A 25277-nucleotide genomic window follows, 5' to 3' on the forward strand; every position below is an offset into this window, starting at 1 on the left:
GCCCGGAGCTTGCCCGTGTCTGCCGAATCCCCCGTTCAACCCGCGATCGTCTGGTTTCGCGACGACCTGCGCATCACCGACAACCCGGCGCTCGCGCGGGCGGCGGAATCGGGCCGGCCGTTTGTCTGCGTCTACGTGTTCGAGCGCGACGGCACCCGTCCGCTCGGCGGCGCGGCGCTCTGGTGGCTCGACGGCGCACTGCGCGCGCTCGACGCATCGCTGGCCGCGCACGGCGGCAGCCTGCTGGTGCTCGAAGGCAACGAGCGCGAGACGATCGCCGAACTGGTGAGCGCGCTCGATGCCGGCGCGATCTACTGGAACCGCCGCTACGACGGCCTGGCACGCGAAACCGACGCCGCGCTCAAGCATGATCTGAAAGAAGCCGGCGTCGAGGTCGAGAGCTTCAACGGCGCGCTGCTGCGCGAGCCGTGGGAATTGCAGACCGGCAGCGGCAGCGCGTTCCAGGTGTTCACGGCGTACTGGCGCGCGGCGTTGCGCAGCGGCGATGTGCGCGCGCCGCTGCCGGAGCCGGCCGAGTGGACGTTCCATGCGCTGCCGGCGGCCGTCGCACGCCGCGCCACGCGCATCGACGCGCTCGGCCTGTTGCCGACCCGGCCCGATTGGGCCGGCGGCATGCGCGAGGCGTGGACGCCTTCCGAGGACGCCGCGTTCGAGCTGCTCGAACGTTTTCTCGACAAGCGGATTCGCGGCTACGGCGACCAGCGCGACCGCCCCGATCTGCCGGCCACGAGCCGGCTCGCGCCGTACCTGCGCTTCGGCCAGTTGTCGGCGCGGCAGGTCTGGCATGCGGCGATGACGACGTCGCGCGAGGGCGGGGCGGCGGTGGGCGCCGATATCGAGAAATTCGTCAGCGAGCTGGGCTGGCGCGAATTCAACACCAGCCTGCTGTTCCACTTCCCCGAACTGCCGACCCGCAACTACCGCGACCGCTTCGACGCAATGCCGTGGCGCACCGACGACGCCGGCTTCGAGGCCTGGTGCCGCGGCCGCACCGGCTATCCGCTGGTGGACGCCGGCATGCGCGAGCTGTGGACCACCGGCTTCATGCACAACCGCGTGCGGATGGTGACGGCGTCGTTCCTGATCAAGCATCTGCTGATCGACTGGCGCGCCGGCGAGCGCTGGTTCTGGGACACGCTGGTCGATGCCGACATCGCCAACAACTCCGCGAACTGGCAGTGGGTGGCCGGTTGCGGGGCCGATGCCGCGCCGTATTTCCGCATCTTCAATCCCGTCACGCAGGGCAAGAAATTCGATCCGGAAGGCGATTACGTGCGGCGCTGGGTGCCCGAGCTGGCGGGCCTGCCGGCCGATGCGATTCACGAGCCGTGGCGGGCCAAGCCGATGGTGCTGGCTGCCGCCGGCGTGCGGCTCGGCCACACCTATCCCGAGCCGATCGTCGATCACGACATGGCGCGCAAGCGTGCGCTCGATGCCCTGGAGGCGACCAAGGGCTGACGCGCCGGTGCGTGTTGTTCAGTTGTGTTGCGCGGCCGTGTCCGGGTTGAACCGGACAGTACACGCGCCACGCCCCCCGACTGGAACGCCTGTGGCACAGTGCCTCGACCTGTCTGCGAGGAGACCGCGATGTCCGACGTTCCGCCGAGCCTGCCGCCCGAGCCGTTCACCGTGCAGGCCGCCGACGGCTTCCCATTGAAGGGCTTTGCCTGGCGGCATCGCGCGCCCGACACCGAGCGCCCCGTGGTGATCGTGCAGTGCGCGACCGCGGTGCGCTGCCGCTATTACTTCCGCTTTGCCGCCTGGCTGTTCGCACAGGGCTGCGACGCGCTCGTCTACGACTATCGCGGCATCGGCGAATCGCGCCCGGCGTCGCTGCGGGCGCTGCGCGCCAACTGGCTCGATTGGGGCCGGCTCGACAGCGAGGCGGTGCTGCAATACGTCATGCGGCAGTTTCCGGGGCAGCCGATCGACATCGTGGCGCACAGCGTGGGCGGCTTCGCGTTCGGGCTGGCCGCCTCCAACGGCCGGGTGCGGCGCGCGGTGACGGTCGGCTCGCAAACGGCCCACTGGCGCGATTACGCGGCCGGCATGCGGCTGCGCATGACGCTGAAATGGCACGTGGCGATGCCGTTGCTGGCCCATCTGTGCGGCTATCTGCCGGCGCGCCGGCTCGGCTGGATGGAGGACGTGCCCAAGGGCGTCGCGCTGTCGTGGAGCCGCAGCCGGCCGCGCTTCGAGGACACCTACGTGCGTGCGCCGATCGTCGAGACGCCGCAGGAGCGGGGCGCGATGGTCGAGCGCTTCACGCGCTTGCGTGCGCCGCTGCTGGCGATCAGCGTGACCGACGATCCGTTCGGCACCGTCGCCGCGACCGAGCGCCTGCTCGGCTACTACGTCAACAGCCCGGTGACGCATCTGCGCATCGCGCCGGGCCGGATCGGCGTGGATGAAATCGGTCATTTCGCGTTTTTCCACAGCCGGTTCGAAGCGAGCCTGTGGCCCGTCGCGTTGCACTGGCTGCGTCACGCGGCGTTGCCGGCCGACGCGCCGGGCGAGGTGCTGCGCCAGCCCGCGCCGATGCCCGAGGCAGCGCTGCCGCCCGGTGCGATCCGGTAAGATCGGCGGCTCCTGTTCGCTGCCCCGTTTCGCGTCATGGCTTTCTCACCCGATTCCGCCTCGTCTGCTTCCTCCGGCTTGCCGGCGCTGCCCGTGCCTGCCGCGGACGCGATCGCGCCGCACCGGCTCGTGCCGCTCGCCGTGCCACCGGCCGCCGAGCGGGCCGGGGTGGGGCTGCTTCGTGTCGATTTCGCGTTCGGCACGCCGCTCGACGCGCCGGCCCATGCCGCGCTCGACGCGGCCGAGCGCGCGCGCGCCGCGCGTTTCCTGCGCGCCGACGACGCCACGCGCAGCGCGGCCACGCGTGCCGCCTTGCGCGCCGTGCTCGGCCTGACGCTCGGCGTGCCGGCCGCATCGCTGCGTTTCGTGGCCGACGAGGCGGGGCGGCCCGCGCTCGCGGGTGCGGTCGAGGCGGGGGCCGACGGGGTGGCCGATTCCGCACAGCTCGATTTCAACGTCTCGCATTCGGGCGCGCATGCGCTGATCGCATGGAGCGCATCGACGCGGGTCGGCGTCGATATCGAAGCGCCGCAGGCGCGCGTCGAATGGGCCGCACTGGGCCGCATGGTGTTCGCGTCCGACGATGACGCTGCCGTCCACAGCCTGCCGCCCGACGCGCGACGCGACGCGTTCTTCCGCGTGTGGACCGCGAAGGAGGCGCTGCTGAAGGCGCTCGGCGTGGGCATCGCGGGCGGCCTGAGCGCGTTCTCGGTGCTCGATCCGGCCGCGCCCGGCGTGCTTGCGCCGCGTGTGGTCGAGCCGGCCGCGCCGGCCAGCGGTGTGGCGGCGTTTACCGCCGCGTGGATTGACGCCGCGCCGGGGCATCCGGCCTGTCTTGCGTGGCGGCCGGTGGCGGGGTAACGCCGGGGCTTCGGCCTGTTATCGTCCGCAACAAGGCTCGCCGCGCGCGTCGCCACGACCTTCCGCATCGCCTCCCTGTCGCCGCTCTCACGCCGTGATTTTTGCCGCGGCGGCGCGATCGCGCGCGTCGTTTCCTGCCCGGCGCGCCCGGTTTTCATCGGTCATCCCGATCCCGCCTCGGCCGCTGTCCGACAAGCCTGCTGGCCATTCGGACAGGCCCCCGCCAGCCCGTTTTCCGATCCACCCGACCCGGCTGAAACCCACCCCAATCGCTAGGGAAATCCCTGAGCGCCGAATTTTGAAAACGAGTTGTCTATACAAGTGTGCGCGTCTACACTTCTCGGCACCTTACTTGTATAGACAGGACGCTCTCATGATCACGTTGACCCCCGGCCATCTGACGCTTGCCCAACTCCGCCGCATCGCCCGCGAGCCGGTCCGGATCGAACTCGATCCCGCCAGCTTCGCGGCGATCGACCGGGGCGCGCAGGCGGTGGCCGACATCGCGGCAAAGGGCGAGCCGGCCTATGGCATCAACACCGGCTTCGGCCGCCTGGCCAGCACCCATATCCCGCACGACCAGCTCGAACTGCTGCAGCGCAACCTCGTGCTGTCGCACGCCGTGGGCGTGGGCGAGCCGATGAAGCCGGCCGTGGTGCGGCTGCTGATCGCGCTGAAGCTGTCGAGCCTCGGCCGCGGCCATTCGGGCATCCGCCGCGAAGTCATGAATGCGCTCGTCACGCTGTTCAACGCCGACGTGTTGCCGCTGATCCCGGTCAAGGGCTCGGTGGGCGCCTCGGGCGATCTGGCGCCGCTCGCGCACATGTCGGCCACGCTGCTCGGCATCGGCGAGGTGTTCGTGCGCGGCGAGCGCGCCAGCGCGGCCGACGGCCTGCGCTCGGTCGGGCTCGCGCCGCTCACGCTGCAGGCCAAGGAAGGCCTCGCGCTGCTGAACGGCACGCAGGCGTCCACCGCGCTGGCGCTCGACAACCTGTTCGCGATCGAGGATCTGTACCGCAGCGCGCTGGTGTCGGGGGCCTTGTCGGTGGACGCGGCGGCCGGCTCGGTCAAGCCGTTCGACGCGCGCATCCATGAACTGCGCGGCCATCGTGGCCAGATCGAGGCTGCTGCTGCCTATCGCGCGCTGCTCGATGGCTCGAAGATCAACGTCTCGCACCAGGATTGCGACAAGGTGCAGGACCCGTACAGCCTGCGCTGCCAGCCGCAGGTGATGGGCGCCTGTCTCGACCAGATGCGCCACGCCGCCGACGTGCTGCTGATCGAAGCCAACGCCGTGTCCGACAACCCGCTGATCTTCCCGGATACCGGCGAAGTGCTGTCGGGCGGCAATTTCCACGCCGAGCCGGTGGCGTTCGCGGCCGACAACCTCGCGCTGGCCGCCGCCGAAATCGGCGCGCTGGCCGAGCGCCGCATCGCGCTCTTGATCGACGCGACGCTGTCGGGCCTGCCGCCGTTCCTCGTCAAGGATGGCGGCGTGAATTCGGGCTTCATGATCGCCCACGTCACGGCGGCCGCGCTCGCCTCGGAAAACAAGACGCTGGCGCACCCCGCGTCGGTCGATTCGCTGCCGACCTCGGCCAACCAGGAAGATCACGTGTCGATGGCCACGTTCGCCGCGCGCAAGCTCGGCGACATCGCCGAGAACGTCGCCGCGATCCTCGCCATCGAGCTGCTGGCCGCCGCGCAGGGCGTGGACCTGCGCGAGCCGTACGCCACCAGCCCGGCGCTGCAGGGTGCGATGCGCACGATCCGCGAGCAGGTTCCGCATTACGACCTCGACCGCTACTTCGCGCCCGACATCGCCTCGATCACGCAGCTCGTGCGCGGCGGCGCGTTCGCCAAGTTGAGCCCGCTGTCGTTCGCGTCCGAGCAATAAGTCGATGAGTACGCCGGCTTACCAGGAAATCAAGGACTTCATCCTCGCCCGGATTCACGCGGGCGAGTGGGGCGAGGGCGACCTGGTGCCGTCGGAGAACGAACTGGCGCGCGACTTCAAGGTGGCGCGCATGACCGTGAACCGCGCGCTGCGCGAGTTGACGGCCGAGCAGGTGCTCACGCGCGTGCAAGGCGCCGGCACGTTCGTGGCGCGGCCGAAATACGAATCGACGCTGGTGGCGATCCGCAGCATTTCCGACGAGATCGCCGCGCGCGGCCATCGCTATCAGGCGCGCGTGCTCGAACTGGTGACGATCGAGGCCGATGCGGCGCTGGCCGGCGAGATGCAGGTGGCGCCGGGCGCGTGCCTGTTCCGCTCGGCCGTGCTGCATGCCGAGAACGACGAGCCGGTGCAGTTCGAACAGCGCTGGGTCAATCCGGCCGTGGCCGGCGAATACATGCAGCAGGATTTCACGCGCGTCACGCCGAACCAGTACCTGATGCGCGTCGCGCCGTTGCAGCGTGTCGAATACCGGATCGAGGCAACCGCGCCCGAGGCGGCGTTGCGCGAGCAACTGGCGATGGGCGAGGCCGAGCCGTGCCTCGTGCTGCATCGGCGGACCTGGTCGCAGGGCATCGTCGCCTCCATCGCGAACTTGTGGCACCCGGGCAGCCGCTACCGCTTCACGGGGCATTTCTGAACACCTGAATCGAACCGGGCCGGCCGCCGCGTGCGGGCCGCGCCTTGCCAGCCTGATCGCACTATTTGGCACTATTTCGCACCATTCACTTTCGTTGGGAGCAGCCGTCATGAACCATCCGAAGCATATCGATCCGCGTCTCGATCCGACCCGCGTGATCCGCGCGCCGCGCGGCAGCGAGAAGACTTGCAAGACCTGGCTGGCCGAGGCGGCCTATCGCATGTTGCAGAACAATCTCGATCCCGAAGTGGCCGAGCATCCGCATGCGCTGGTGGTGTACGGCGGTATCGGCCGCGCCGCGCGCAACTGGGATTGCTTCGACCAGATCCTGGCCTCGCTCAAGGATCTGGAGGACAACGAAACGCTGCTGATCCAATCGGGCAAGCCGGTGGGCGTGTTCCGCACCCACGCCGACGCGCCGCGCGTGCTGCTCGCCAATTCGAACCTCGTGCCGCACTGGGCCACCTGGGATCACTTCAACGAACTCGATCGCAAGGGCCTGATGATGTACGGCCAGATGACGGCCGGAAGCTGGATCTACATCGGCAGCCAGGGCATCGTTCAGGGCACCTACGAAACCTTCTTCTCGGTGGCGAACCAGCATTTCAACGGCGATCCGTCGGGCCGCTGGATTCTGACGGGCGGCCTCGGCGGCATGGGCGGCGCGCAGCCGCTGGCGGCCACCATGGCCGGCTTCTCGATGCTGGCCGTGGAATGCGACGAGTCGCGCATCGATTTCCGCCTGAAGACGCGCTACGTCGACAAGAAGGCCACCACGCTCGACGAAGCGCTGGCCATGCTCGACGAAGCCAAGCGCGCCGGCAAGCCGGTGTCGATCGGCCTGCTCGGCAACGCGGCCGACGTGTTCGCCGAAGTGGTGGAGCGCGGCATCGTGCCCGATTGCGTGACCGACCAGACCAGCGCGCACGATCCGATCAACGGCTATTTGCCGCAAGGCTGGCGCGTCGAACAATGGCGCGAGGCGCAGAAGGTCGATCCGCAAAGCATCGTGCTGCCGGCCAAGCAATCGATGGCCAAGCAGGTGCAGGCGATGCTCACGTTGCAGGCGCGCGGCGCGGCCACGCTCGATTACGGCAACAACATCCGCCAGATGGCGCTCGACATGGGCGTGAAGAACGCGTTCGACTTCCCGGGCTTCGTGCCGGCCTATATCCGCCCGCTGTTCTGCGAAGGCAAGGGGCCGTTCCGCTGGGTCGCGCTGTCGGGTGACCCTGAGGACATCTACAAGACGGACGCGAAGGTCAAGGAACTGATCCCCGACGATCCGCATCTGCACAACTGGCTCGACATGGCGCGTGAGCGCATCGCGTTCCAGGGCCTGCCGGCGCGGATCTGCTGGGTGGGCGTGAAGGATCGCTATCGTCTCGGCCAGGCGTTCAACGAGATGGTGAAGAACGGCGAGCTGAAGGCGCCGATCGTGATCGGCCGCGATCACCTCGATACCGGCTCGGTGGCCAGCCCGAACCGCGAAACCGAAGCGATGAAGGACGGCTCGGATGCGGTCAGCGATTGGCCGCTGCTGAACGCGCTGCTCAACACGGCGGGCGGTGCGTCGTGGGTGTCGCTGCATCACGGCGGCGGCGTGGGCATGGGCTTCTCGCAGCACTCGGGCGTGGTGATCGTGGCCGACGGCACCGATGCCGCGCACGAACGGCTCGGCCGCGTGCTGTTCAACGATCCGGCCACGGGCGTGATGCGGCATGCCGACGCCGGTTATGAGCTCGCGCGCGACACGGCGCGCGAGGCCGGCTTGAAGCTGCCGATGCTGGGCCGATGAGCGAGGCCGCGATGCGAACCGAGCCCCGTGTTGCGCTGATCCGGGCCGACGCGCTCGTTGCGTCGCCGTGGAAGAACGGCGGCGGCGTGACGCGCGAGATCGCGGCCGAGCCGCCGGGCGCGTCGCTCGATGCGTTCGCGTGGCGCGTTAGCGTCGCCGACGTCGCGCAGCCCGGCCCGTTTTCGCGCTTTCCCGGCATCGATCGCACGCTAGTGCTGCTGTCGGGCGCAGGCATGACGCTGGTCGCCGAGGGTGGCCCGCGCACGCTGCTGGCCGAGCCGCTCGATCGTTACGCGTTCGATGGCGAGTTGGCGCTGTCGGCCGAGTTGACCGACGGCCCCACGCGCGATTTCAACCTGATGACGCGCCGCAGCGCCGTGACGGGCCGCGTGTCGGTGATGACCGACGGCGCGTCGCTCGAATCGCGCGCACCGTGCGTGCTGCTGTTCTGCGCGCATGGCACGCCGGCCGTTGCGATCGACGGCGGTGCCGAGCACCGGCTGGGCGCGCTCGACACCGTGCGTATCGATTGCGACCTCCAGGCCGACGCCATCGCCGCGAGCGCATCCGTGCGTTGCACGATGCGCGGCGACGGCGCGCTGCTCTGTATCGAACTGTTCCCGAAGGCGGCCGACTTGGCTGCATGACACCATGACCGCGACTGTCTGGCTTGACCTCAATCTCTGCGCGTCGGGCGACCCCGAAGACGCGACCCTCGATGCGGCGATCGCCGTCGATCACGATGGCACGATCGCCTGGCTTGGCCCGCGCGCCGACCTGCCTGCCGCCCATGCCGGCTGGCCGCGCGAAAGCCTTGGCGGCGCGTGGGTGACGCCGGGCCTCGTCGATTGCCATACGCATCTCGTCTACGGCGGCCAGCGTGCCGACGAATTCGCACTGCGGCTGGCCGGCGCGAGCTACGAGGAAGTGGCGCGGCGCGGTGGCGGCATCGTTTCGACCGTGCGCGCGACGCGCGAGGCCGACGAGGCCACGCTGTTCTCGCAGGCCGCCGCGCGCCTCGCACCGTTGCTGGCCGAAGGCGTCACCGCGATCGAGATCAAGTCGGGCTACGGCCTCGACCTCGACAGCGAGCGCAAGATGCTGCGCGTCGCGCGCCGGCTCGGCGAACGGTTTCCGGTGGACGTTTACACCACGTTTCTCGGCGCGCACGCGCTGCCGCCCGAATACGCGGGCCGCGCCGACGACTACATCGATCTTGTCTGCAACACCATGCTGCCCGCGCTGGCGGGCGAGGGGCTGGTCGATGCGGTCGACGTGTTCTGCGAGCGGATCGGGTTTTCGCTGGCGCAGAGCGAGCGCGTGTTCGAAGCCGCGATGCGGCATGCGCTGCCGGTCAAGATCCACGCCGAGCAGTTGTCGAACGCGGGCGGCACGGCGCTGGCCGCACGCTACCGCGCGCTGTCGGCCGATCACCTCGAATATCTCGACGAGGCCGGCATCGAGGCGATGAAGGCGGCGGGCACCGTGGCCGTGCTGCTGCCCGGTGCGTACTACTTCATCCGCGAAACGCAGTTGCCGCCGCTCGATCTGCTGCGCCGGCATGGCGTGCCGATCGCGATCGCCACCGATCACAACCCCGGCACCTCGCCGCTGACCTCGCTGCTGCTGACCATGAACATGGGCTGCACGCTGTTCCGCATGACGGTGCCCGAGGTGCTGCTCGGCGTGACGCGCCATGCGGCGGCGGCGCTCGGCCAAAGCGGCCGGCACGGCCTGCTCGCCGCAGGACGCGCGGCCGATTTCGCGGTCTGGCCGGTGACGACGCTGGCCGAACTGGCCTACTGGTTTGGCCGCCCGCTGTGCGAGCGCGTGGTCAAGCGCGGCGCCACCGTGTTCCGGCGCGCGCCGCAGGCGCACGCCATCAACGAAGGGAATCCGACACGATGAATCAGGCGATGCTGTTTGCCGAGCATGCGTTTCTGCCCGATGGCTGGCAGCGCGACGTGCTGTTGAGCTGGGACGAGCACGGCATGCTGGCCGAGGTGGAGGTGGGCGCCGAATGCCCGCGTGGCGTCGCTCGGGCACGCGGGCCGCTCGCGCCCGGCATGCCGAACCTGCATTCGCATGCGTTTCAGCGCGCGATGGCGGGCCTGACCGAATATCGCGCCAATCCGTCCGACAGCTTCTGGAGCTGGCGCGACCTGATGTACCGCTTCGCGCTGAAGCTCACGCCCGACGCGCTCGGCGCGATCGCGCGCTGGCTCTATGTCGAGATGCTGAAGTGCGGCTATACGTCGGTTTGCGAATTCCATTACGTCCACCACATGCCGGACGGCGCGCGCTATCCGCGGCAGGAGGAACTGGCGCGGCGCGTGGTGGACGCCGCGCGCGAGGCCGGCATCGGCATCACGATGCTGCCGGTCGCCTACCGCTACAGCGGCTTCGGCGAGAAGCCGCCGCGCGACGACCAGCGCCGCTTCATCAACAGCACCGATCAACTGCTCGGCCTGCTCGATGCGTTGCGCGCGGGCGTGCCCGAACATGGCGGCCTGCGCTACGGCGTTGCGCCGCATTCGCTGCGCGCCGTGTCGGAAGACGGCCTGCGCGCGCTGCTGGCGGGGCTGCCGGCCGATGCGCCGGTGCATATCCATATCGCCGAGCAAACCGCCGAGGTGGACGACTGCGTGCGCACCACCGGCATGCGCCCGGTGCAATGGCTGCTCGATCGTTTCGCGGTGGATCGTCGCTGGTGCCTCGTGCATGCGACGCATATCGACGAGGCCGAGACGGCCGCGCTCGCGGCGAGCGGCGCGGTGGCGGGCCTGTGCCTGACCACCGAGGCGAATCTCGGCGACGGCGTGTTCCCGGCCGTCGATTATCTGGCGCAGGGCGGCGTGATCGGCATCGGCTCGGACAGCCACGCGAGCGTGGACTGGCGCGCCGAGTTGCGTCTGCTCGAATACGGCCAGCGGCTCGTGCGCCGCGAGCGCAACGTGCTGGCCAGCGCCGCGCAGCCGCAGGTGGCCGACCGCCTGTTCGCGGCCACGCTCGACGGCGGCGCGCAGGCGGCCGGCCGCGCGATCGGTGCGCTGGCCGTCGGCAAGCGCGCCGACTGGATCGTGCTCGACCCCGATCACCCGTCGCTGATGGAGCGCGGCAGCGAAAGCTGGCTGTCCGGTGTGGTGTTTGCCGAGCATGGCGATACGCCGGTGCTCGATGTCTATACCGGCGGCGAGCGGGTGGTCGAGGCGCGCCGTCATCGCGACGAGGCGCAGGCCTACGCCGGCTACCGCCGCGCACTCGCCGAACTGCTGCGCTGAAACCCGTCGCCCCCTTCGACAAGGATTCCCAACCGATGAACGCCGTGAACCCCCCCGCCGTTTTCACGCTGCATCCGGGCAGCCTGCCGCTGCTCGTCTCGATTCCGCATGCGGGCACCTATCTGCCCGACGACATCGTGCGCACCATGATGCCGGTCGCACGCCACGTCGACGATTGCGACTGGCATCTCGAACGGCTGTACGGCTTCGCGCGCGCGCTCGGCGGCTCGGTGCTGGCGCCGTCGCATGCGCGCTACGTGGTCGACCTGAACCGGCCGCCCGACAACGCGAACCTCTATCCGGGGCAGGACACCACGGGCCTCGTGCCGGTCGATACCTTCGACAAGGAAGCGCTGTATCCGGACGGCGGCCAGCCCGACGAGGCCGAGATCATGCGGCGTCGCGATCGTTACTGGCTGCCGTATCACGCGGCGCTGAAGGGCGAACTGGCGCGGCTGGTGGCCGTGCATGGCCGCGCGCTGTTGTGGGAGGCGCATTCGATCCGCTCGCATGTGCCGCGCTTCTTCGACGGCCGGTTGCCCGATTTCAACTTCGGCACGGCCAACGGTGCGAGCGCCGCGCCGGGCCTCGGCGAAGCGCTGGCCGAGGTCGTCACGCGGCAGGGTGCGTTTACGGCGGTGGCGAACGGGCGTTTCAAGGGCGGTTACATCACGCGTCAGTACGGTGCGCCCGAGGCGAATATCGATGCGGTGCAGCTCGAACTGTCGCAGATCACCTACATGGACGAGGCGCGTCCGTATGCCTACGACGAGCGCAAGGCCGAGGTCGTCGCGCCGTTGCTCGAAACGCTCGTGAAGACGGCGCTCGCGTATCGGTGAACGCGGTGCGCGGGAGAGGATGGACGACAACGGGCGGCGCGATGCCGCCCGTTTTTCATCGCAGGCGGATCAGCGTCGATTTCAGTTCGGTGTACTTCTCGAGCGCGTGCAGCGACTTGTCCCGGCCGTTGCCCGATTGCCGGTAGCCGCCGAACGGGAAGTTCATGTCGCCGCCTTCCTCGTAGCAGTTGACCCACACCGTGCCCGCGCGCAGGCGGCGCGATACGTCGTGCGCGGTGGCCAGATCGCTGGTCCACACGGCGGCTGCCAGCCCGTAGTCGCTGTCGTTGGCGATGCGCACCGCTTCGTCGATCGTGTCGAACACGATCACCGAAAGCACCGGCCCGAAGATTTCCTCGCGCGCGATGCGCGTGGCGGCATCGGTTTCGAACACGGTGGGCTCGACGTAGAGGCCGCCCGACGCGTCGTTCACGCGCTTTCCGCCCGCCAGCAGCGTGGCTTCCGCGCGACCGGTTTCGATATAGCCGAGCACGCGTTCGAGCTGGACGGCATCGATGATCGCGCCCATCGAGGTGGCCGGGTCGAGCGGATTGCCGGGGCGATAAGCCTTGGCGGCACCGAGCAGCTTTTCGACGAAGCGCTCGCGTATGTCGCGATGCACGAGCAGGCGCGAGCCGGCACTGCACATCTCGCCCATGTTGTAGAAGATCGCGCCGGCTGCGGCGGCCGCCGCGCGATCGAGATCGGGGCAATCGGGCAGCACGATGTTCGGCGACTTGCCGCCCAGTTCGAGCCAGACGCGCTTCAGGTTCGATTGCCCCGCGTATTGCATGATCTGCTTGCCGACCGCGGTCGAGCCGGTGAACGTCACGCAATCCACGCCGCCGTGCAGCGCCAGCAGCTTGCCGGCCTCGCCGCCGCCCGGCAGCACGTTGAACACACCGGCCGGGATGCCGGCCTCGAACGCGAGCTGGGCGACACGGATCGCCGTCAGCGGCGATTTCTCCGAGGGCTTCAGCACCACGCTGTTGCCGGCCGCGAGCGCCGGCGCGAACTTCCAGGCCGCCATCAGCAGCGGGAAATTCCACGGCACGACTGCTGCCACCACGCCCACCGGTTCGCGCGTGACGAGGCCGACCAGCTTCGGGTCGACGGGCGCGACCTCGCCGCCGATCTTGTCGATCGCCTCGGCGAACCATTCGACGCAATAGGCCGCGCCGGGGATGTCGACCGAGGTGGTGTCGGCGATCGGCTTGCCGGCGTCGAGCGTTTCGAGCACGGCCAGTTCGTCCTGGTGCGCGCGCAGCGCCGCCGCGAAACGCAGCAGGATCGCGCGCCGCTCGCGCGGCGCGAGCGTGGCCCAGCCGCCGCCGTCGAACGCGCGGCGCGCCGCCGCGACGGCGGCGTCGACCTCCTCGGGGCCGCTCTCGGTGACGGTGGCCAGCACGCGGCCGTCGATCGGGCTCAGGCAGTCGAAATGATGGCGGGCGGTGGTGCGATAGGCGCCGTCGATGAAGGCGCGGCCTTCGATCGACAGCGAGGCGGCAAGCTTCTGCCAGTCGGCGAGCGTCGTGTTCATCGGCATATCCTCGTGCATGAGCGGGCGCGGATCGGCGTTTCGGCCGGCACCCGGGTGGCGCAAGTGCAGGGGCGGGTGATGATTTGTAGCAGATCGGGCGCGCGGGTTTCAAGCGCCGTTCGCGCTCTGGCGATTTTTGAAACCTGGATTGACGGCTTGCCGGAATCCGTTAAGCTGATCGACAGCAAGCCGTCATGTCGATCGTACCGGCCCGGGTTTCGCCCGCTGGCCGGCCTGCGCGAGGTTGCCGATGCGCGCAGCAGTGTCACGATCGTCGCCGACGGCCAGCCGGCGTGTCGAGCGCTCGTGCGAATTCATCTCCCGTGGGGCTCGGCGCGTTCACTCCGTCCAACAGTCAGTCGAGTGTGATCGTGAGAGTCCTTGGCCCCCTGGTCAGACGGGATCGACGTTGCGTCGCGGCCTCGCCGCATGCGGCGTCGTCACCCGAGCCGGGCTACGGCGAGTACCGCGTCAGCCCAAACCTGCCTATCTTCGGCGTCCTGTCGCGACGCTGCGTGCGCCGCTTCAATGTCGGCTCGGTTCGTGCGCATAGCGCGCTGCGGCCGTATCACGTCGCTTCCTTGTTGCCCTAGCGCCTCCGCGCCCGGTTTCTTTCCGCTGTGTTCCGTGCCGTCTTGCGGCGGCGATCCGCTTGCGCCGGGGTGGGTGCCGACCGTCGCGAGCCGCGGCGGCGTTGCACCTTCCGCGTGGCCGTGCATTGGCATGGCGAGGCGGGCGTGCGCAATGCCTGCGCCAGCCGTCGCGTTGTCTTGTGCGCTTACGCGTCACCGCCGAGCGTTGCGGAACGCGCGTAAGGCGTTCGTACCCCAAGCAGCGAAGCGCGATCGCTCACGTGAGGCCGGTGCGGCGTCGCGCCCGCTCGCGCTCGTTCCTGCCCCCGAACCGGAGGCCCCATGATTCCGTTCCGATCCGGCAAGCCGCTGGTGGCCGTCAGCGCCGATCGCGTGATGGCCGGCCCGCATCCGTCGCATTCGGCCGGCGAGAAATATATCGATGCGGTCGTCGATGGCGCCGGCGCGCTTGCGCTGGTGTTGCCCGCGCTCGGCGCCCGTCAATCCGTCGACGATCTGCTCGACACGATCGACGGCCTGTTGCTGACCGGCAGCTATTCGAACGTCGAACCGCAGCGCTACGCAGGCCCCGCCAGCACGCCCGGCACGCTGCACGACGTCGCGCGCGACGCCACCACCTTGCCGCTGATCCGCGCGGCGATCGATGCCGGCGTGCCGGTGCTCGCGCTCTGCCGCGGCCTGCAGGAGCTGAACGTGGCGTTCGGCGGCACGCTGCACGCGCGCGTGCACGAGGTGCCGGCCCGCTTCGATCACCGCGAGGACAAGGCCGCGCCGCTCGATGCGCAATACGGCCCCGCCCATGCGATCCACATCGTGCCGGGCGGCCTGCTGGCGCGTATCACCGGCGGCGCGACCGAGGCGCAGGTCAATTCCTTGCATGCGCAAGGCATCGACCGGCTGGGCGACGGCCTGGTGATCGAAGCGGTGGCGCCCGACGGGCTGATCGAGGCGATCGGCGTGCGCGACGCACCCGGCTTCGTGCTCGGCGTGCAGTGGCACCCGGAATGGCAGTACGTGAAGCATCCGCTTTCGCAGGCGATTTTTGCAGCCTTCGGCGAGGCATGTCGTGCCCGAAGGCGCACCGCGGCTGCTCAGGCCGCCCGGGCATCGGTGCGCACCTGAGCGCACCGATGCCCATTCAACGAGGCTCCCATGCAAGACCTTGATGATTTCATGAAGCAGCACCGGATCACCGAAGTCGAGGCGATCATTCCCGATATGGCCGGCATCGCGCGCGGCAAGATCATTCCGCGCAACAAGTTCGAAACCGGCGAATCGATGCGGCTGCCGCAGGCCGTGATGGTGCAGACGGTCACCGGCGACTATCCCGACGACGGTTCGCTGACCGGCGTGACCGACCCCGACATGGTGTGCGTGCCCGACGCCTCCACGATTTGCCTGATTCCGTGGGCGTCGGATCCGACCGCGCAGGTGATTCACGATTGCGTCCACTTCGACGGCACGCCGGTGGCGATCTCGCCGCGCTACGTGCTGCGCCGCGTGCTCGATCTCTATCGCGCCAAGGGCTGGCGGCCGGTGGTGGCGCCCGAGCTGGAGTTCTATCTGGTCGAGATGAACAAGGACCCGGACCTGCCGCTGCGCCCGCCGATCGGCCGCACCGGGCGAGCCGAAACGGGCCGCCAGTCGTATTCGATCGAGGCCGTCAACGAGTTCGACCCGCTGTTCGAGGACATCTACGAATACTGCGACCTGCAGGGCCTGGACATCGACACGCTGATCCACGAAGTGGGCGCGGCGCAGATGGAGATCAACTTCCAGCACGGTGACGCGCTGTCGCTGGCCGATCAGGTGTTCCTGTTCAAGCGCACCGTGCGCGAGGCGGCGCTGCGCCACAACATGTACGCGACGTTCATGGCCAAGCCGATGGAGAACGAGCCGGGCTCGGCGATGCATATTCACCAAAGCCTGGTCGACGTCGACAGCGGGCGCAACCTGTTCGTCGACGCGCAGGGCGAGTCGACCGACCTGTTCCGCCACTACCTGGCCGGGCTGCAAAAGTACACGCCGGCGCTGATGCCGATCTTCGCGCCGTACATCAATTCGTACCGCCGGCTGTCGCGCTTCATGGCCGCGCCGATCAACGTGCAGTGGGGCTACGACAACCGCACCGTGGGCTTTCGCATTCCGCACGCGGGGCCGGCCGCGCGCCGCATCGAGAACCGGATTCCGGGCGTGGATTGCAACCCGTATCTCGCGTTGGCGGGCACGCTCGCGGCCGGCTATCTCGGCATGACGCAGCAGTTGAACCCCACCGCGCCGCTCGCGGCCGACGGCTACAACCTGCCGTACCAGTTGCCGCGCAACCTGGAGGAAGGACTGACGCTGATGGCCGCGTCCACGCCGCTGGCGGAAATCCTCGGCGAGAAGTTCGTGAAGGCCTATCTGGCGCTGAAGGAAACCGAATACGAGGCGTATTTCCGCGTGATCAGTTCGTGGGAGCGCCGCCATCTGCTGTTGCATGTCTAACGCCATCGCGGCGCTGCGGCGCCGCCACACGGAGGACCCATCATGACCCAACGCATCGGCGAATCCGCCTATGTCCAGACCGTGCAGGCCTCGGCCCCGGCCAAGGCCGCCGCGCGCTCCACCGCCGAATACCGCGCGCTCGACGCGGCTCACCATCTGCATCCGTTTTCCGACATGGGGGCGCTGAACGCCGCCGGCAGCCGCGTGATCGTCGGCGCGCACGGCGTGCATCTTCAGGATTCCGATGGAAACCGCATCGTCGACGGCATGGCCGGCCTGTGGTGCGTGAACGTGGGCTACGGCCGCGAGGAACTGATCGAGGCCGGCGCGCGCCAGTTGCGCGAGCTGCCGTTCTACAACACGTTCTTCAAGACCACTCATCCGCCCGTGATCGAGCTGTCGGCGCTGCTGGCCGAGATTGCGCCGCCCGCGTTCAATCGTTTCTTCTATTGCAACAGCGGTTCGGAGGGCAACGACACGGTGCTGCGCATCGTGCATCAGTACTGGCTCACGCAGCGCCAGCCCGGCAAGAAATATGTGATCTCGCGGCGCAACGGTTATCACGGCTCGACGATCGCGGGCGGCACGCTCGGCGGCATGGATTACATGCACGAGCAGATGCCGTCGAAGGTCGAGCACATCGTCCATATCGATCAGCCGTATTTCTTCGGCGAGGCGGCCGACGGGCAGACGCCCGAGGCGTTCGCGCTGGAGCGCGCGCGCCAGCTCGAAGCGAAGATCCTCGAACTCGGCGCCGACAACGTGGCCGCGTTCATCGGCGAGCCGTTCCAGGGGGCGGGCGGCGTAATCTTCCCGGCCTCGACCTACTGGCCCGAGATCGAGCGGATCTGCCGCAAGTACGATGTGCTGCTGGTGGCCGACGAGGTGATCGGCGGCTTCGGCCGCACCGGTGAGTGGTTCGCGCATCAGCATTTCGGCTTCGAGCCGGACCTGATGACGCTGGCCAAGGGGCTGACGAGCGGCTATGTGCCGATGGGCGCGGTGGCGCTGTCGGACCGGATCGCCGATGCGCTGATCGCGCACGGCGAGTTCAACCACGGCATGACCTACTCGGGGCACCCGGTTGCGGCGGCGGTGGCCGTGGCGAACCTCAAGGTGCTGCGCGACGGCGGCGTGGTCGAGCGCGTCAAGCGCGAGATCGGGCCGTATTTCCAGCAGCGCCTGCGCGACGCGCTGGCGGGCAGCCCGATCGTCGGCGAGATCGCCGGTGCGGGGCTGGTGGCCGGCATCCAGCTTGCGCAGGATCGCACCGCACGCCGGCGCTTCGCCAACGGTGGTGAGGTCGGCACGATCTGCCGCGACTATTGCTTCAACGGCAACCTGATCATGCGCGCGACCGGCGACCGCATGCTGCTGTCGCCGCCGCTGGTGGTGAGCCGGCAGGATGTCGACGAGATCGTCGACAAGGCCGCGCAGGCGATCGCATCGACCGCGAAGCAGATCGGCATGGCGTGATCGATCGCCGCCGCCGCTGTCTGTGGCCCGTGGCTCGTTGCCGAAACGTCGCACGATCGTGACAGGACGCCGTGTGATTGTTTCGTATTGTTAAGGATGCGTCGCATCGCGGCGACGGCTGTCGCAAGGCCGAGACGGATCGTCTATGCTGCTTGAACGAGGCCGGCGCAAGTGCCGGCCTCGCCGCATCGAAGCACGGCGGAGAACAGGCCGCGGACAGCGGCCACGATCGGAGGCGTTGCGATGAAGTGGAACGGGCGGACGAGCTGTGCGGTAACGATGCTGACGGCAGCGCTGGCGATGACGGGATGCGCGTCGTCGGGGCCGCAGAAGCCGGTGTATCGCGACATGTGGGCGTCGGTGCCGGCTGCGGCGGCCGGTCAGGGGCGCATCGTGTTCTTCCGTCCCGAGGCGCGGCTCGGCGGCGTGAGCGGCGACAAGGTGCGGATCAACGATCAACTGGTGGGCGAGGTGCCGAACGGCGGCTTCTTTTACCTCGATGCACCGGCCGGCCAATACGTGATCACCACGTCGAGCGCACCCGACAAGCCGTTGACGGTCGATCTCCCGCAGGGCGATACCCGATACGTGCGCTTGCAGGTGCCGTTCGCGCTGATCGCGGGGCCGCTGACGCCGTCGCTCGAACGCGAGCCGGCCAAGGCGCGCGAGGCGTTGACGATGCTGCACTACGTGGGGAATCGGCCCGGTGCGGGCGGCAAGGCGCAGTAGGCGAGGGCGCGCGTATTACGCGAACTGCGTGGCAAACCGGACGCGCAAAGAAAAACGGCCTGAATCGCGAGATTCAAGCCGTTTTTTCTAGGCGTTGCCGCCTGAATTCTTTGGTGGGCGGTACTGGGATCGAACCAGTGACCCCTGCCGTGTGAAGGCAGTGCTCTACCGCTGAGCTAACCGCCCAAAGAGCCTTGAATTATGACGGGGCTCGGTTACTTCGTCAAGCCTTTTTTCGTCTCATTCCATCCGGCGGGATGAGACCCGTGCCGTAGCGCGAATCGAGGCGTGATTCTAACGGGATCGTTCACTTTTTTCCAGCGTTATTTCATATCCTTGTCGCAGCGGCTGCGAGGGGACGCGAACGAACGCCGGAAAACGCCGTCAGCCCTGCGTCGGCGGCACGAAACCGGTTGCCTGATCGGCGCCTTCGCCGAAGAAATACTTTTCGGTCTGCTTGATCAGATACTGGCGCGCACGCGGGTCGGCCATGTTCAGGCGGTTCTCGTTGATCAGCATCGTCTGCTGCTTGAGCCAGCCCTGCCAGGCTTCCTTCGAGATGCTTTCATAGATGCGCTTGCCGAGTTCGCCCGGCAGCGGCGGAAAATCGAGGCCTTCGGCTTCCGTGCCGAGTTTGGCGCATTGAACCATACGGGTCATCGTTGACTTCTCCTGTGATCGACGGGGAGGTGGCGCGCGTTGCGCCGCTCAGAGCTGCTTCATCAGCACGAGCGACTTGCGCTGCCAGTTATAAAGTTTGCGGCGGTCTTCGGGCAGGTCTTCCACGCTGACCTTGACGAAGCCGCGCTTCAGGAACCAGTGTTCGGTGCGCGTGGTCAGCACGAAGATCCGCGTCAGGCCGCGTGCGCGTGCGCGTTGCTCGACGCGCTTGAGCAGGCGCTCGCCGTCGCCCGAGCCTTGCGCTTCGGGCGCGACGGTCAGGCAGGCCATCTCGCCGATCTTCTCCTGCGTATACGGATAGAGCGCGGCGCAGCCGAACAGCACGCCATCGTGCTCGATCACCGAGAAGTGATCGATGTCGCGCTCGATCTGGTGGCGGCCGCGGCGCACCAGCGTGCCGTCGCTTTCGAGCGGCTCGATCAGCGTCAGGATGCCGCCGACATCGTCCGGCGTGGCTTCGCGCAGGCTTTCCAGGTTCTCGTACGAGATCATGGTGCCCACGCCGTCGTGCAGGAACAGTTCGAGCAGCACGCTGCCGTCGAGCGAATACGGCAGCAGGTGGGCCCGCGCCACGCCGCCCCGGCAGCCACGGATTGCGTGTTTCAGGTAGAACGCCTCGTCGCCCTGCACGTTGCCCGAATCGAGCAGGTCCGCAGCCGCGTCGAGCGACATTTCGCGGATCAGCTCGTTCTCGGCGTCCATCACGCCGAGTTCCTCGGTCAGGAAGATCAGCTTGTCGGCGCGCAGCGCGATCGCGGCGGCCGAGGCGACGTCTTCCATCGACAGGTTGAACGCTTCGCCGGTGGGCGAGAAGCCGAGGGGCGAGAGCAGCACCAGCTTGCGGCTTGCCAGCGAGTGGCGGATCGACTCGGCGTCGATCTTGCGGACCACGCCCGTGTGCTGGAAGTCGACGCCGTCGACGACCCCGACCGGCCGCGCCGTGACGAAGTTGCCCGACACGACGCTGATGTGCGCGTGCGCCATCGGCGAGTTCGGCAAGCCCTGGCTGACCGCAGCCTCGATGTCGAGACGGACTTCGCCGGCGGCTTCCTTCGAGGATTCGAGCGCGCGCGCATCGGTGATGCGCAGGCCGTGCGAAAACTCGGATTCGACGCCGTGCAGGCTCAACTGCTCCTCGAGCTGGGGCCGCGAGCCGTGCACCAGCACGATCTGGATGCCCATCGCCTGCAGCAGCGCGATGTCGGCAACCAGCGCGTTCAGCAAGCCTTGCTGCACCACCTCGCCGCCGAAACCGACGACGAAGGTGCTGTTGCGGAACTTGTGAATATAGGGAGCGACGGAGCGCATCCAGTCGACGAACTGGGCGTGGCTGATCGCGGTCGCGTCGACGGGCGACGGCGCCGAGGCGGCGGGGAGGTCGGTTTGGGAATTCATGGGCGGGATTATAATGCGCCCCCATGTCGAATGTACCCAAAAGCTCCGCACCGAATCGCACCGATGCGCCGGCCGGCGACGCGCCGCAGGCATCGCGCCCGGAGCGGCGCCCGCAAGCCGCGCCGTCCTCCGTTTCTTCCCCGTCCGGCCAGGTGTCGCAACCAGCCCACAGCCCGCGCGCCGAGCGGCCGCCCCGCGAAGGCGGCGAGCGCCGCGAGGGCAAGCCGCGCCGGGAATCCGGCAATGGCCGCGAGGGCCGCGAAAGCCGCGAGGGCAAGCCGTCACGGCTCCCGCGCGAGGCCGGTCAGCCGCGTCAGGCCGGCGAATCGCGCGCCGATGCCCGTGCCGAGTCGCGTCCCGATTCCCGTGTCGAAGCACGTCCGGAACCACGCCCGCCCCGTGAGCCCCGCGAGCCGCGCGCTCCCCGGCCGCCCGTGACGCCGAATCCGGTCCCGCCGATCACGTTCCCCGAAAGCCTGCCCGTCTCGGGCAAGCGCGAGGAGATCGCGCGCGCGATTGCCGCCAACCAGGTGGTGATCGTCTGCGGTGAAACCGGCTCGGGCAAGACCACCCAGTTGCCGAAGATTTGCCTGGAACTGGGCCGCGGCCTGGGCGCGGGCGGCAAGGGGCTGATCGGCCATACCCAGCCGCGCCGGCTGGCCGCGTCGTCCACCGGCCGCCGGATTGCCGAGGAACTGGGCACGCCGTTCGGCGAGGTGGTCGGCTACAAGGTACGTTTTACCGATAATCTCGCGCCCGGCGCCTCGGTCAAGCTGATGACGGACGGCATCCTGCTGGCCGAAACCCAGACCGATCCGCTGCTGCGCGCCTACGACACGCTGATCATCGACGAGGCGCACGAACGCAGCCTCAACATCGATTTCCTGCTCGGCTACTTGCGGCAGGTGCTGCCGAAGCGCCCCGACCTGAAGCTGATCGTGACGTCGGCCACCATCGACGCCGATCGCTTCGCGCGCCACTTCGGCAGCGAGACGAAGCCGGCGCCGGTGATCGAGGTCAGCGGCCGGCTGTACCCGGTCGAAATGCGTTACCGCCCGATCGCCGACGATCGCTCGGCGGCCGTGCGCAACGCCGAAGGCGCGTCGAGCGGGCGCGAGCGTCAGAAAACCGCGCGCGAGGCCGAGCGCGACCTGATGGACGGCATCGTCGATGCGGTGGACGAGCTGTGCCGAGAAGGCCCCGGCGACGTGCTGGTGTTCCTGCCCGGCGAGCGCGAGATCCGCGACGCGGCCGAGGCGCTGCGCAAGCACCATCCGCCGCATACGGAAATCCTGCCGCTGTTCGCGCGGCTGTCGGCGGCCGACCAGGAGCGCGTGTTCAAGGGTTCGAACGCGCGCCGCATCGTGCTGGCCACCAACGTGGCCGAAACCTCGCTGACGGTGCCGGGCATCCGCTACGTGGTGGATACGGGGCTTGCGCGCGTCAAGCGCTATTCGTATCGCAACAAGGTCGAGCAGTTGCAGGTGGAATCGATCTCGCAGGCCGCCGCCAACCAGCGCGCCGGCCGTTGCGGCCGGGTGGCCGACGGCGTCTGCATCCGGCTCTACGAGGAAAGCGACTACACGGGCCGCGCGCGCTTCACCGATCCGGAAATCCTGCGCTCGTCGCTGGCCGCCGTGATTTTGCGGATGAAGTCGCTGCACCTCAGCTCGATCGAATCGTTTCCGTTCATCGAACCGCCGCCGGGCCGCGCGATCGCCGACGGCTATCAGTTGCTCAACGAACTGGGCGCGGTGGACGACGACAACGCGCTGACGCCGCTCGGCCGCGAGCTGGCGCGCCTGCCGCTCGACCCGCGCGTGGGCCGCATGATCCTGGCCGCGCGCGACCAGCAGGCGCTGCGCGAGGTGCTGATCATCGCCAGCGCGCTGTCGGTGCAGGACCCGCGCGACCGGCCGATCGAGGCGCAGGAGCAGGCCGACCAGGCGCACCGCAAGTTCGCCGACGAACGCTCCGAATTTCTCCAGTGGCCGCGCATCTGGGCCTGGTTCGAGGAGGCGGTGGCGCACAAGAAGTCGAACCGTCAACTGGTGGACGCCTGCCGAGCCAACTTCCTGTCGCATCTGCGGCTGCGCGAATGGCGCGACGTTCATTCGCAACTGCTGACGGTGGTGCGCGAGCTCGGCTGGCGCCTCAACGAAACCGAGGCGACCTTCGAGCAGGTGCATTTGTCGCTGCTGACGGGCCTGCTCGGCAATATCGGCATGAAGGCCGACGACGAGCCGCATTACCTCGGCGCGCGCGGCATCAAGTTCCATCTGTGGCCCGGCTCGGCGCTGGTCAAGAAGGCCGGGCGCTGGGTGATGGCCGCCGAACTGGTGGAAACGAGCCGGCTCTATGCGCGCGGGCTGGCGAAGATCGAACCCGAATGGGTCGAGAAGGTCGGCTCGCACTTGCTGAAAACCTCGCTGTCCGAACCGCACTGGGAGAAGAAGCCTGCCCAGGTGTCGGCATTCGAGCGCGGCGTGCTGTACGGCCTGACGATCTACAACCGGCGCCGCGTGGCGTTCGGCAAGCAGGACCCGAAGCGCGCGCGAGAGCTGTTCATCCGCGGCGCGCTGGTGGAGGGCGAATTCGATACGCGGCTCGCGTTCTTCGCGCACAACCGCAAGCTGCTGGCCGACATCGAGCAGCTCGAACACAAGTCGCGCCGGCAGGACGTGCTGGTGGACGACGAGCTGATCTTCGGCTTCTACGATCAGGCCGTGCCGGAAGGCATCCACACCGGCGCGTCGTTCGAGCGCTGGTATCGCGACGAACTGAAGCACAGCGGCCAGCCCGAGGACAAGCTGCGCCTGTTGTATCTGTCGCGCGACGACCTGATGCGCCACGAGGCGGCCGGCGTGACGACCGAGCTGTTCCCGAAGCGCCTGACCATGGCCGGCGTGGAGATGGGGCTGTCCTACCACTTCGAGCCGGGCTCGCCGCGCGACGGCGTGACCTTGCAGGTGCCGCTCTACGCGTTGAACCAGGTCGACGCGCGCCGCGCCGAATGGCTGGTGCCGGGCATGCTGAAGGAGAAGGTGCAACTGCTGCTGAAGTCGCTGCCGCAGAAGCTGCGCCGCCATTGCGTGCCGCTGCCCGAGTTCGCGGCCGGCTTCGTCGAGCGTTCGGGCGCCGAGCGCTTCGGCGCGGGCGCGCTGGTCGAGCTATTGATCGCCGACATCCGCCATCAGACGCAGATCGCCATGAAATCCTCGGATTTCAAGCTCGAAACGCTGCCGGCGCACCTGTTCATGAATTTCAAGGTGATCGACGAGCACGGCCGCCAGCTCGGCATGGGCCGCAATCTCGCGCAGTTGCGCGGCGAACTGGGCATGCAGGCGCAGCAGCATTTCCAGAAGATCGCCGCGGCGGCCACGCTGACGGCCGCCGGCGAGGACGAACCGGTGCAGCAGCCGGGCGGCCCGCGCGGCGCAGCACCGGGCGGCGGCGCGGCGAATGCGGCCGGCCGGACCGCGCCGCCGCGCACGGCGGCGGGCGGAGCGCCGGCAGCGGGCGAGGGCGGCACCGCCACCGCGCTGTACGAAAACCTGACCACCTGGAATTTCGGCAAGCTGCCCGAATTGCTCGAAATCCGCCGGCGCGGCCAGACGCTGTATGGCTACCCGGCGCTGGTCGATCGCGGTGCGCATTGCGACGTCGAGGTGTTCGATTCGCCCGAGGAAGCGGCGCGCATCCACCGCGCCGGGCTGCGCCGCCTGTTCGCGCTGCAACTGAAGGAGCCGATCCGCTTCCTGGAGAAGAACCTGCCGGGGCTGCGCGAGATGGCGATGCAATACATGACGCTCGGCACCCAGGACGAACTGCGCGACCAGTTGATCGACACCGCGCTCGACCGCGCCTGCCTGCAGGACCCGCTGCCCGACGACGACGCCAGCTTCCATGCGCGCCGCGACGAGGGGCGCAGCCGCCTGAACCTGCTCGCGCAGGAGATCGCGCGGCTGGTGGGCGGAATCCTGGCCGAGTACGCCTCGCTCGGCAAGAAGCTCGCGCAGGCCAAGCCGTTCGCGGCCGCCCACGCCGACATGGTGTCGCAGCTCGGCGCGCTGGTCGGCAAGCGCTTCGTGATCGACACGCCGTATCCGCAGCTCGCGCATTTCCCGCGCTACCTGAAGGGCATCGCGTTGCGCATCGACAAGCTGAAGGCCGACGCGACACGCGATGCGCGCCAACTGGCGGAGTTCGCGCCGCTTTCGCAGCACCATCAGCGGGCGCTGTCGCAGCGCGGCGGCGCGGCCGACGCGCGGCTGATCGAGTTCCGCTGGCTGCTCGAGGAACTGCGCATTTCGCTGTTCGCGCAGGAACTCCGCACGCCGATGCCGGTCTCGGTGAAGCGCCTGCACAAGGTCTGGGAATCGCTGCAACGCTGACGAAGCCG

The 25277-nt window shown here is 68.6% G+C and carries 18 protein-coding genes and 1 tRNA gene; 15 read left to right on the forward strand and 4 right to left on the reverse strand.

Annotation, left to right across the window (positions count from 1 at the left end; genetic code table 11):
* Positions 1-15 precede the first annotated feature (15 nt).
* The 10 genes from AB4851_RS21780 (at position 16) to hutG (ending at position 11974) form a co-directional block, all read left to right on the forward strand.
* Positions 16-1479, forward strand: coding sequence for a cryptochrome/photolyase family protein (locus tag AB4851_RS21780; RefSeq protein ID WP_414451407.1), 1464 nt, complete (start codon positions 16-18; stop codon positions 1477-1479).
* A gap of 129 nt (positions 1480-1608) precedes the next feature.
* Positions 1609-2598, forward strand: a complete 990-nt coding sequence (locus tag AB4851_RS21785; RefSeq protein WP_414451408.1) for an alpha/beta fold hydrolase — start codon at positions 1609-1611, stop codon at positions 2596-2598.
* A gap of 36 nt (positions 2599-2634) precedes the next feature.
* Positions 2635-3459 (forward strand): 4'-phosphopantetheinyl transferase family protein, encoded by an 825-nt coding sequence (locus AB4851_RS21790; protein WP_414451409.1) that lies wholly within the window; start codon positions 2635-2637, stop codon positions 3457-3459.
* Between the two features lie 373 nt (positions 3460-3832).
* Positions 3833-5356 carry a histidine ammonia-lyase gene (gene hutH / locus AB4851_RS21795; protein ID WP_414442581.1) on the forward strand — a complete coding sequence of 508 codons (1524 nt, stop codon included), beginning with the start codon at positions 3833-3835 and terminating at the stop codon, positions 5354-5356.
* 4 nt (positions 5357-5360) lie between these two features.
* Entirely contained in the window at positions 5361-6056 is a 696-nt protein-coding gene (gene hutC, locus AB4851_RS21800; protein WP_414451410.1) for a histidine utilization repressor, read from the forward strand.
* 109 nt (positions 6057-6165) lie between these two features.
* Positions 6166-7854 carry a urocanate hydratase gene (hutU, locus tag AB4851_RS21805; RefSeq protein WP_414449460.1) on the forward strand — a complete coding sequence of 563 codons (1689 nt, stop codon included), beginning with the start codon at positions 6166-6168 and terminating at the stop codon, positions 7852-7854.
* 11 nt (positions 7855-7865) lie between these two features.
* Entirely contained in the window at positions 7866-8501 is a 636-nt protein-coding gene (locus AB4851_RS21810) for a HutD family protein (protein ID WP_414451411.1), read from the forward strand.
* 4 nt (positions 8502-8505) lie between these two features.
* Positions 8506-9762: an imidazolonepropionase gene (gene hutI / locus AB4851_RS21815; protein WP_414451412.1), complete on the forward strand. Its 1257-nt coding sequence runs from the start codon at positions 8506-8508 to the stop codon at positions 9760-9762.
* Positions 9759-11135 (forward strand): formimidoylglutamate deiminase, encoded by a 1377-nt coding sequence (locus AB4851_RS21820; protein ID WP_414451413.1) that lies wholly within the window; start codon positions 9759-9761, stop codon positions 11133-11135. The genes hutI and AB4851_RS21820 overlap by 4 nt, the downstream gene beginning before the upstream one ends.
* A gap of 35 nt (positions 11136-11170) precedes the next feature.
* Positions 11171-11974 carry an N-formylglutamate deformylase gene (gene hutG / locus AB4851_RS21825; protein WP_414451414.1) on the forward strand — a complete coding sequence of 268 codons (804 nt, stop codon included), beginning with the start codon at positions 11171-11173 and terminating at the stop codon, positions 11972-11974.
* Between the two features lie 55 nt (positions 11975-12029).
* On the opposite strand, the gene AB4851_RS21830 is transcribed toward hutG, so the two are convergent.
* Positions 12030-13514 (reverse strand): aldehyde dehydrogenase, encoded by a 1485-nt coding sequence (locus tag AB4851_RS21830; RefSeq protein WP_414451415.1) that lies wholly within the window; start codon positions 13512-13514, stop codon positions 12030-12032.
* A 914-nt stretch (positions 13515-14428) separates the two neighbouring features.
* Here AB4851_RS21830 and AB4851_RS21835 point away from each other — a divergent pair.
* The 4 genes from AB4851_RS21835 (at position 14429) to AB4851_RS21850 (ending at position 18799) form a co-directional block, all read left to right on the forward strand.
* Positions 14429-15229, forward strand: a complete 801-nt coding sequence (locus tag AB4851_RS21835; protein WP_414451416.1) for a gamma-glutamyl-gamma-aminobutyrate hydrolase family protein — start codon at positions 14429-14431, stop codon at positions 15227-15229.
* 30 nt (positions 15230-15259) lie between these two features.
* On the forward strand, positions 15260-16594 hold the full coding sequence (locus AB4851_RS21840; protein ID WP_414451417.1) for a glutamine synthetase family protein: 1335 nt from the start codon (positions 15260-15262) through the stop codon (positions 16592-16594).
* Positions 16595-16636: 42 nt separating this feature from the next.
* On the forward strand, positions 16637-18070 hold the full coding sequence (locus tag AB4851_RS21845) for an aspartate aminotransferase family protein (protein ID WP_414451418.1): 1434 nt from the start codon (positions 16637-16639) through the stop codon (positions 18068-18070).
* Positions 18071-18349: 279 nt separating this feature from the next.
* A complete protein-coding gene (locus AB4851_RS21850) occupies positions 18350-18799 on the forward strand; it encodes a DUF2846 domain-containing protein (RefSeq protein ID WP_414451419.1) in 450 nt (149 codons plus the stop codon).
* 111 nt (positions 18800-18910) lie between these two features.
* On the opposite strand, the gene AB4851_RS21855 is transcribed toward AB4851_RS21850, so the two are convergent.
* The 3 genes from AB4851_RS21855 to argA form a co-directional block, all read right to left on the reverse strand.
* Positions 18911-18985, reverse strand: a tRNA-Val gene (locus AB4851_RS21855).
* Positions 18986-19183: 198 nt separating this feature from the next.
* Positions 19184-19459, reverse strand: a complete 276-nt coding sequence (locus tag AB4851_RS21860) for an oxidative damage protection protein (protein WP_414442569.1) — start codon at positions 19457-19459, stop codon at positions 19184-19186.
* Positions 19460-19507: 48 nt separating this feature from the next.
* Positions 19508-20875 (reverse strand): amino-acid N-acetyltransferase, encoded by a 1368-nt coding sequence (gene argA / locus AB4851_RS21865; protein ID WP_414451420.1) that lies wholly within the window; start codon positions 20873-20875, stop codon positions 19508-19510.
* 23 nt (positions 20876-20898) lie between these two features.
* Here argA and hrpA point away from each other — a divergent pair, with 23 nt between their 5' ends.
* On the forward strand, positions 20899-25269 hold the full coding sequence (hrpA, locus tag AB4851_RS21870; RefSeq protein WP_414451421.1) for an ATP-dependent RNA helicase HrpA: 4371 nt from the start codon (positions 20899-20901) through the stop codon (positions 25267-25269).
* The last annotated feature ends 8 nt before the right edge of the window (positions 25270-25277 follow it).

It is taken from the genome of Burkholderia sp. 22PA0099, from assembly GCF_047497165.1.
Taxonomy (GTDB): Bacteria; Pseudomonadota; Gammaproteobacteria; order Burkholderiales; family Burkholderiaceae; genus Burkholderia.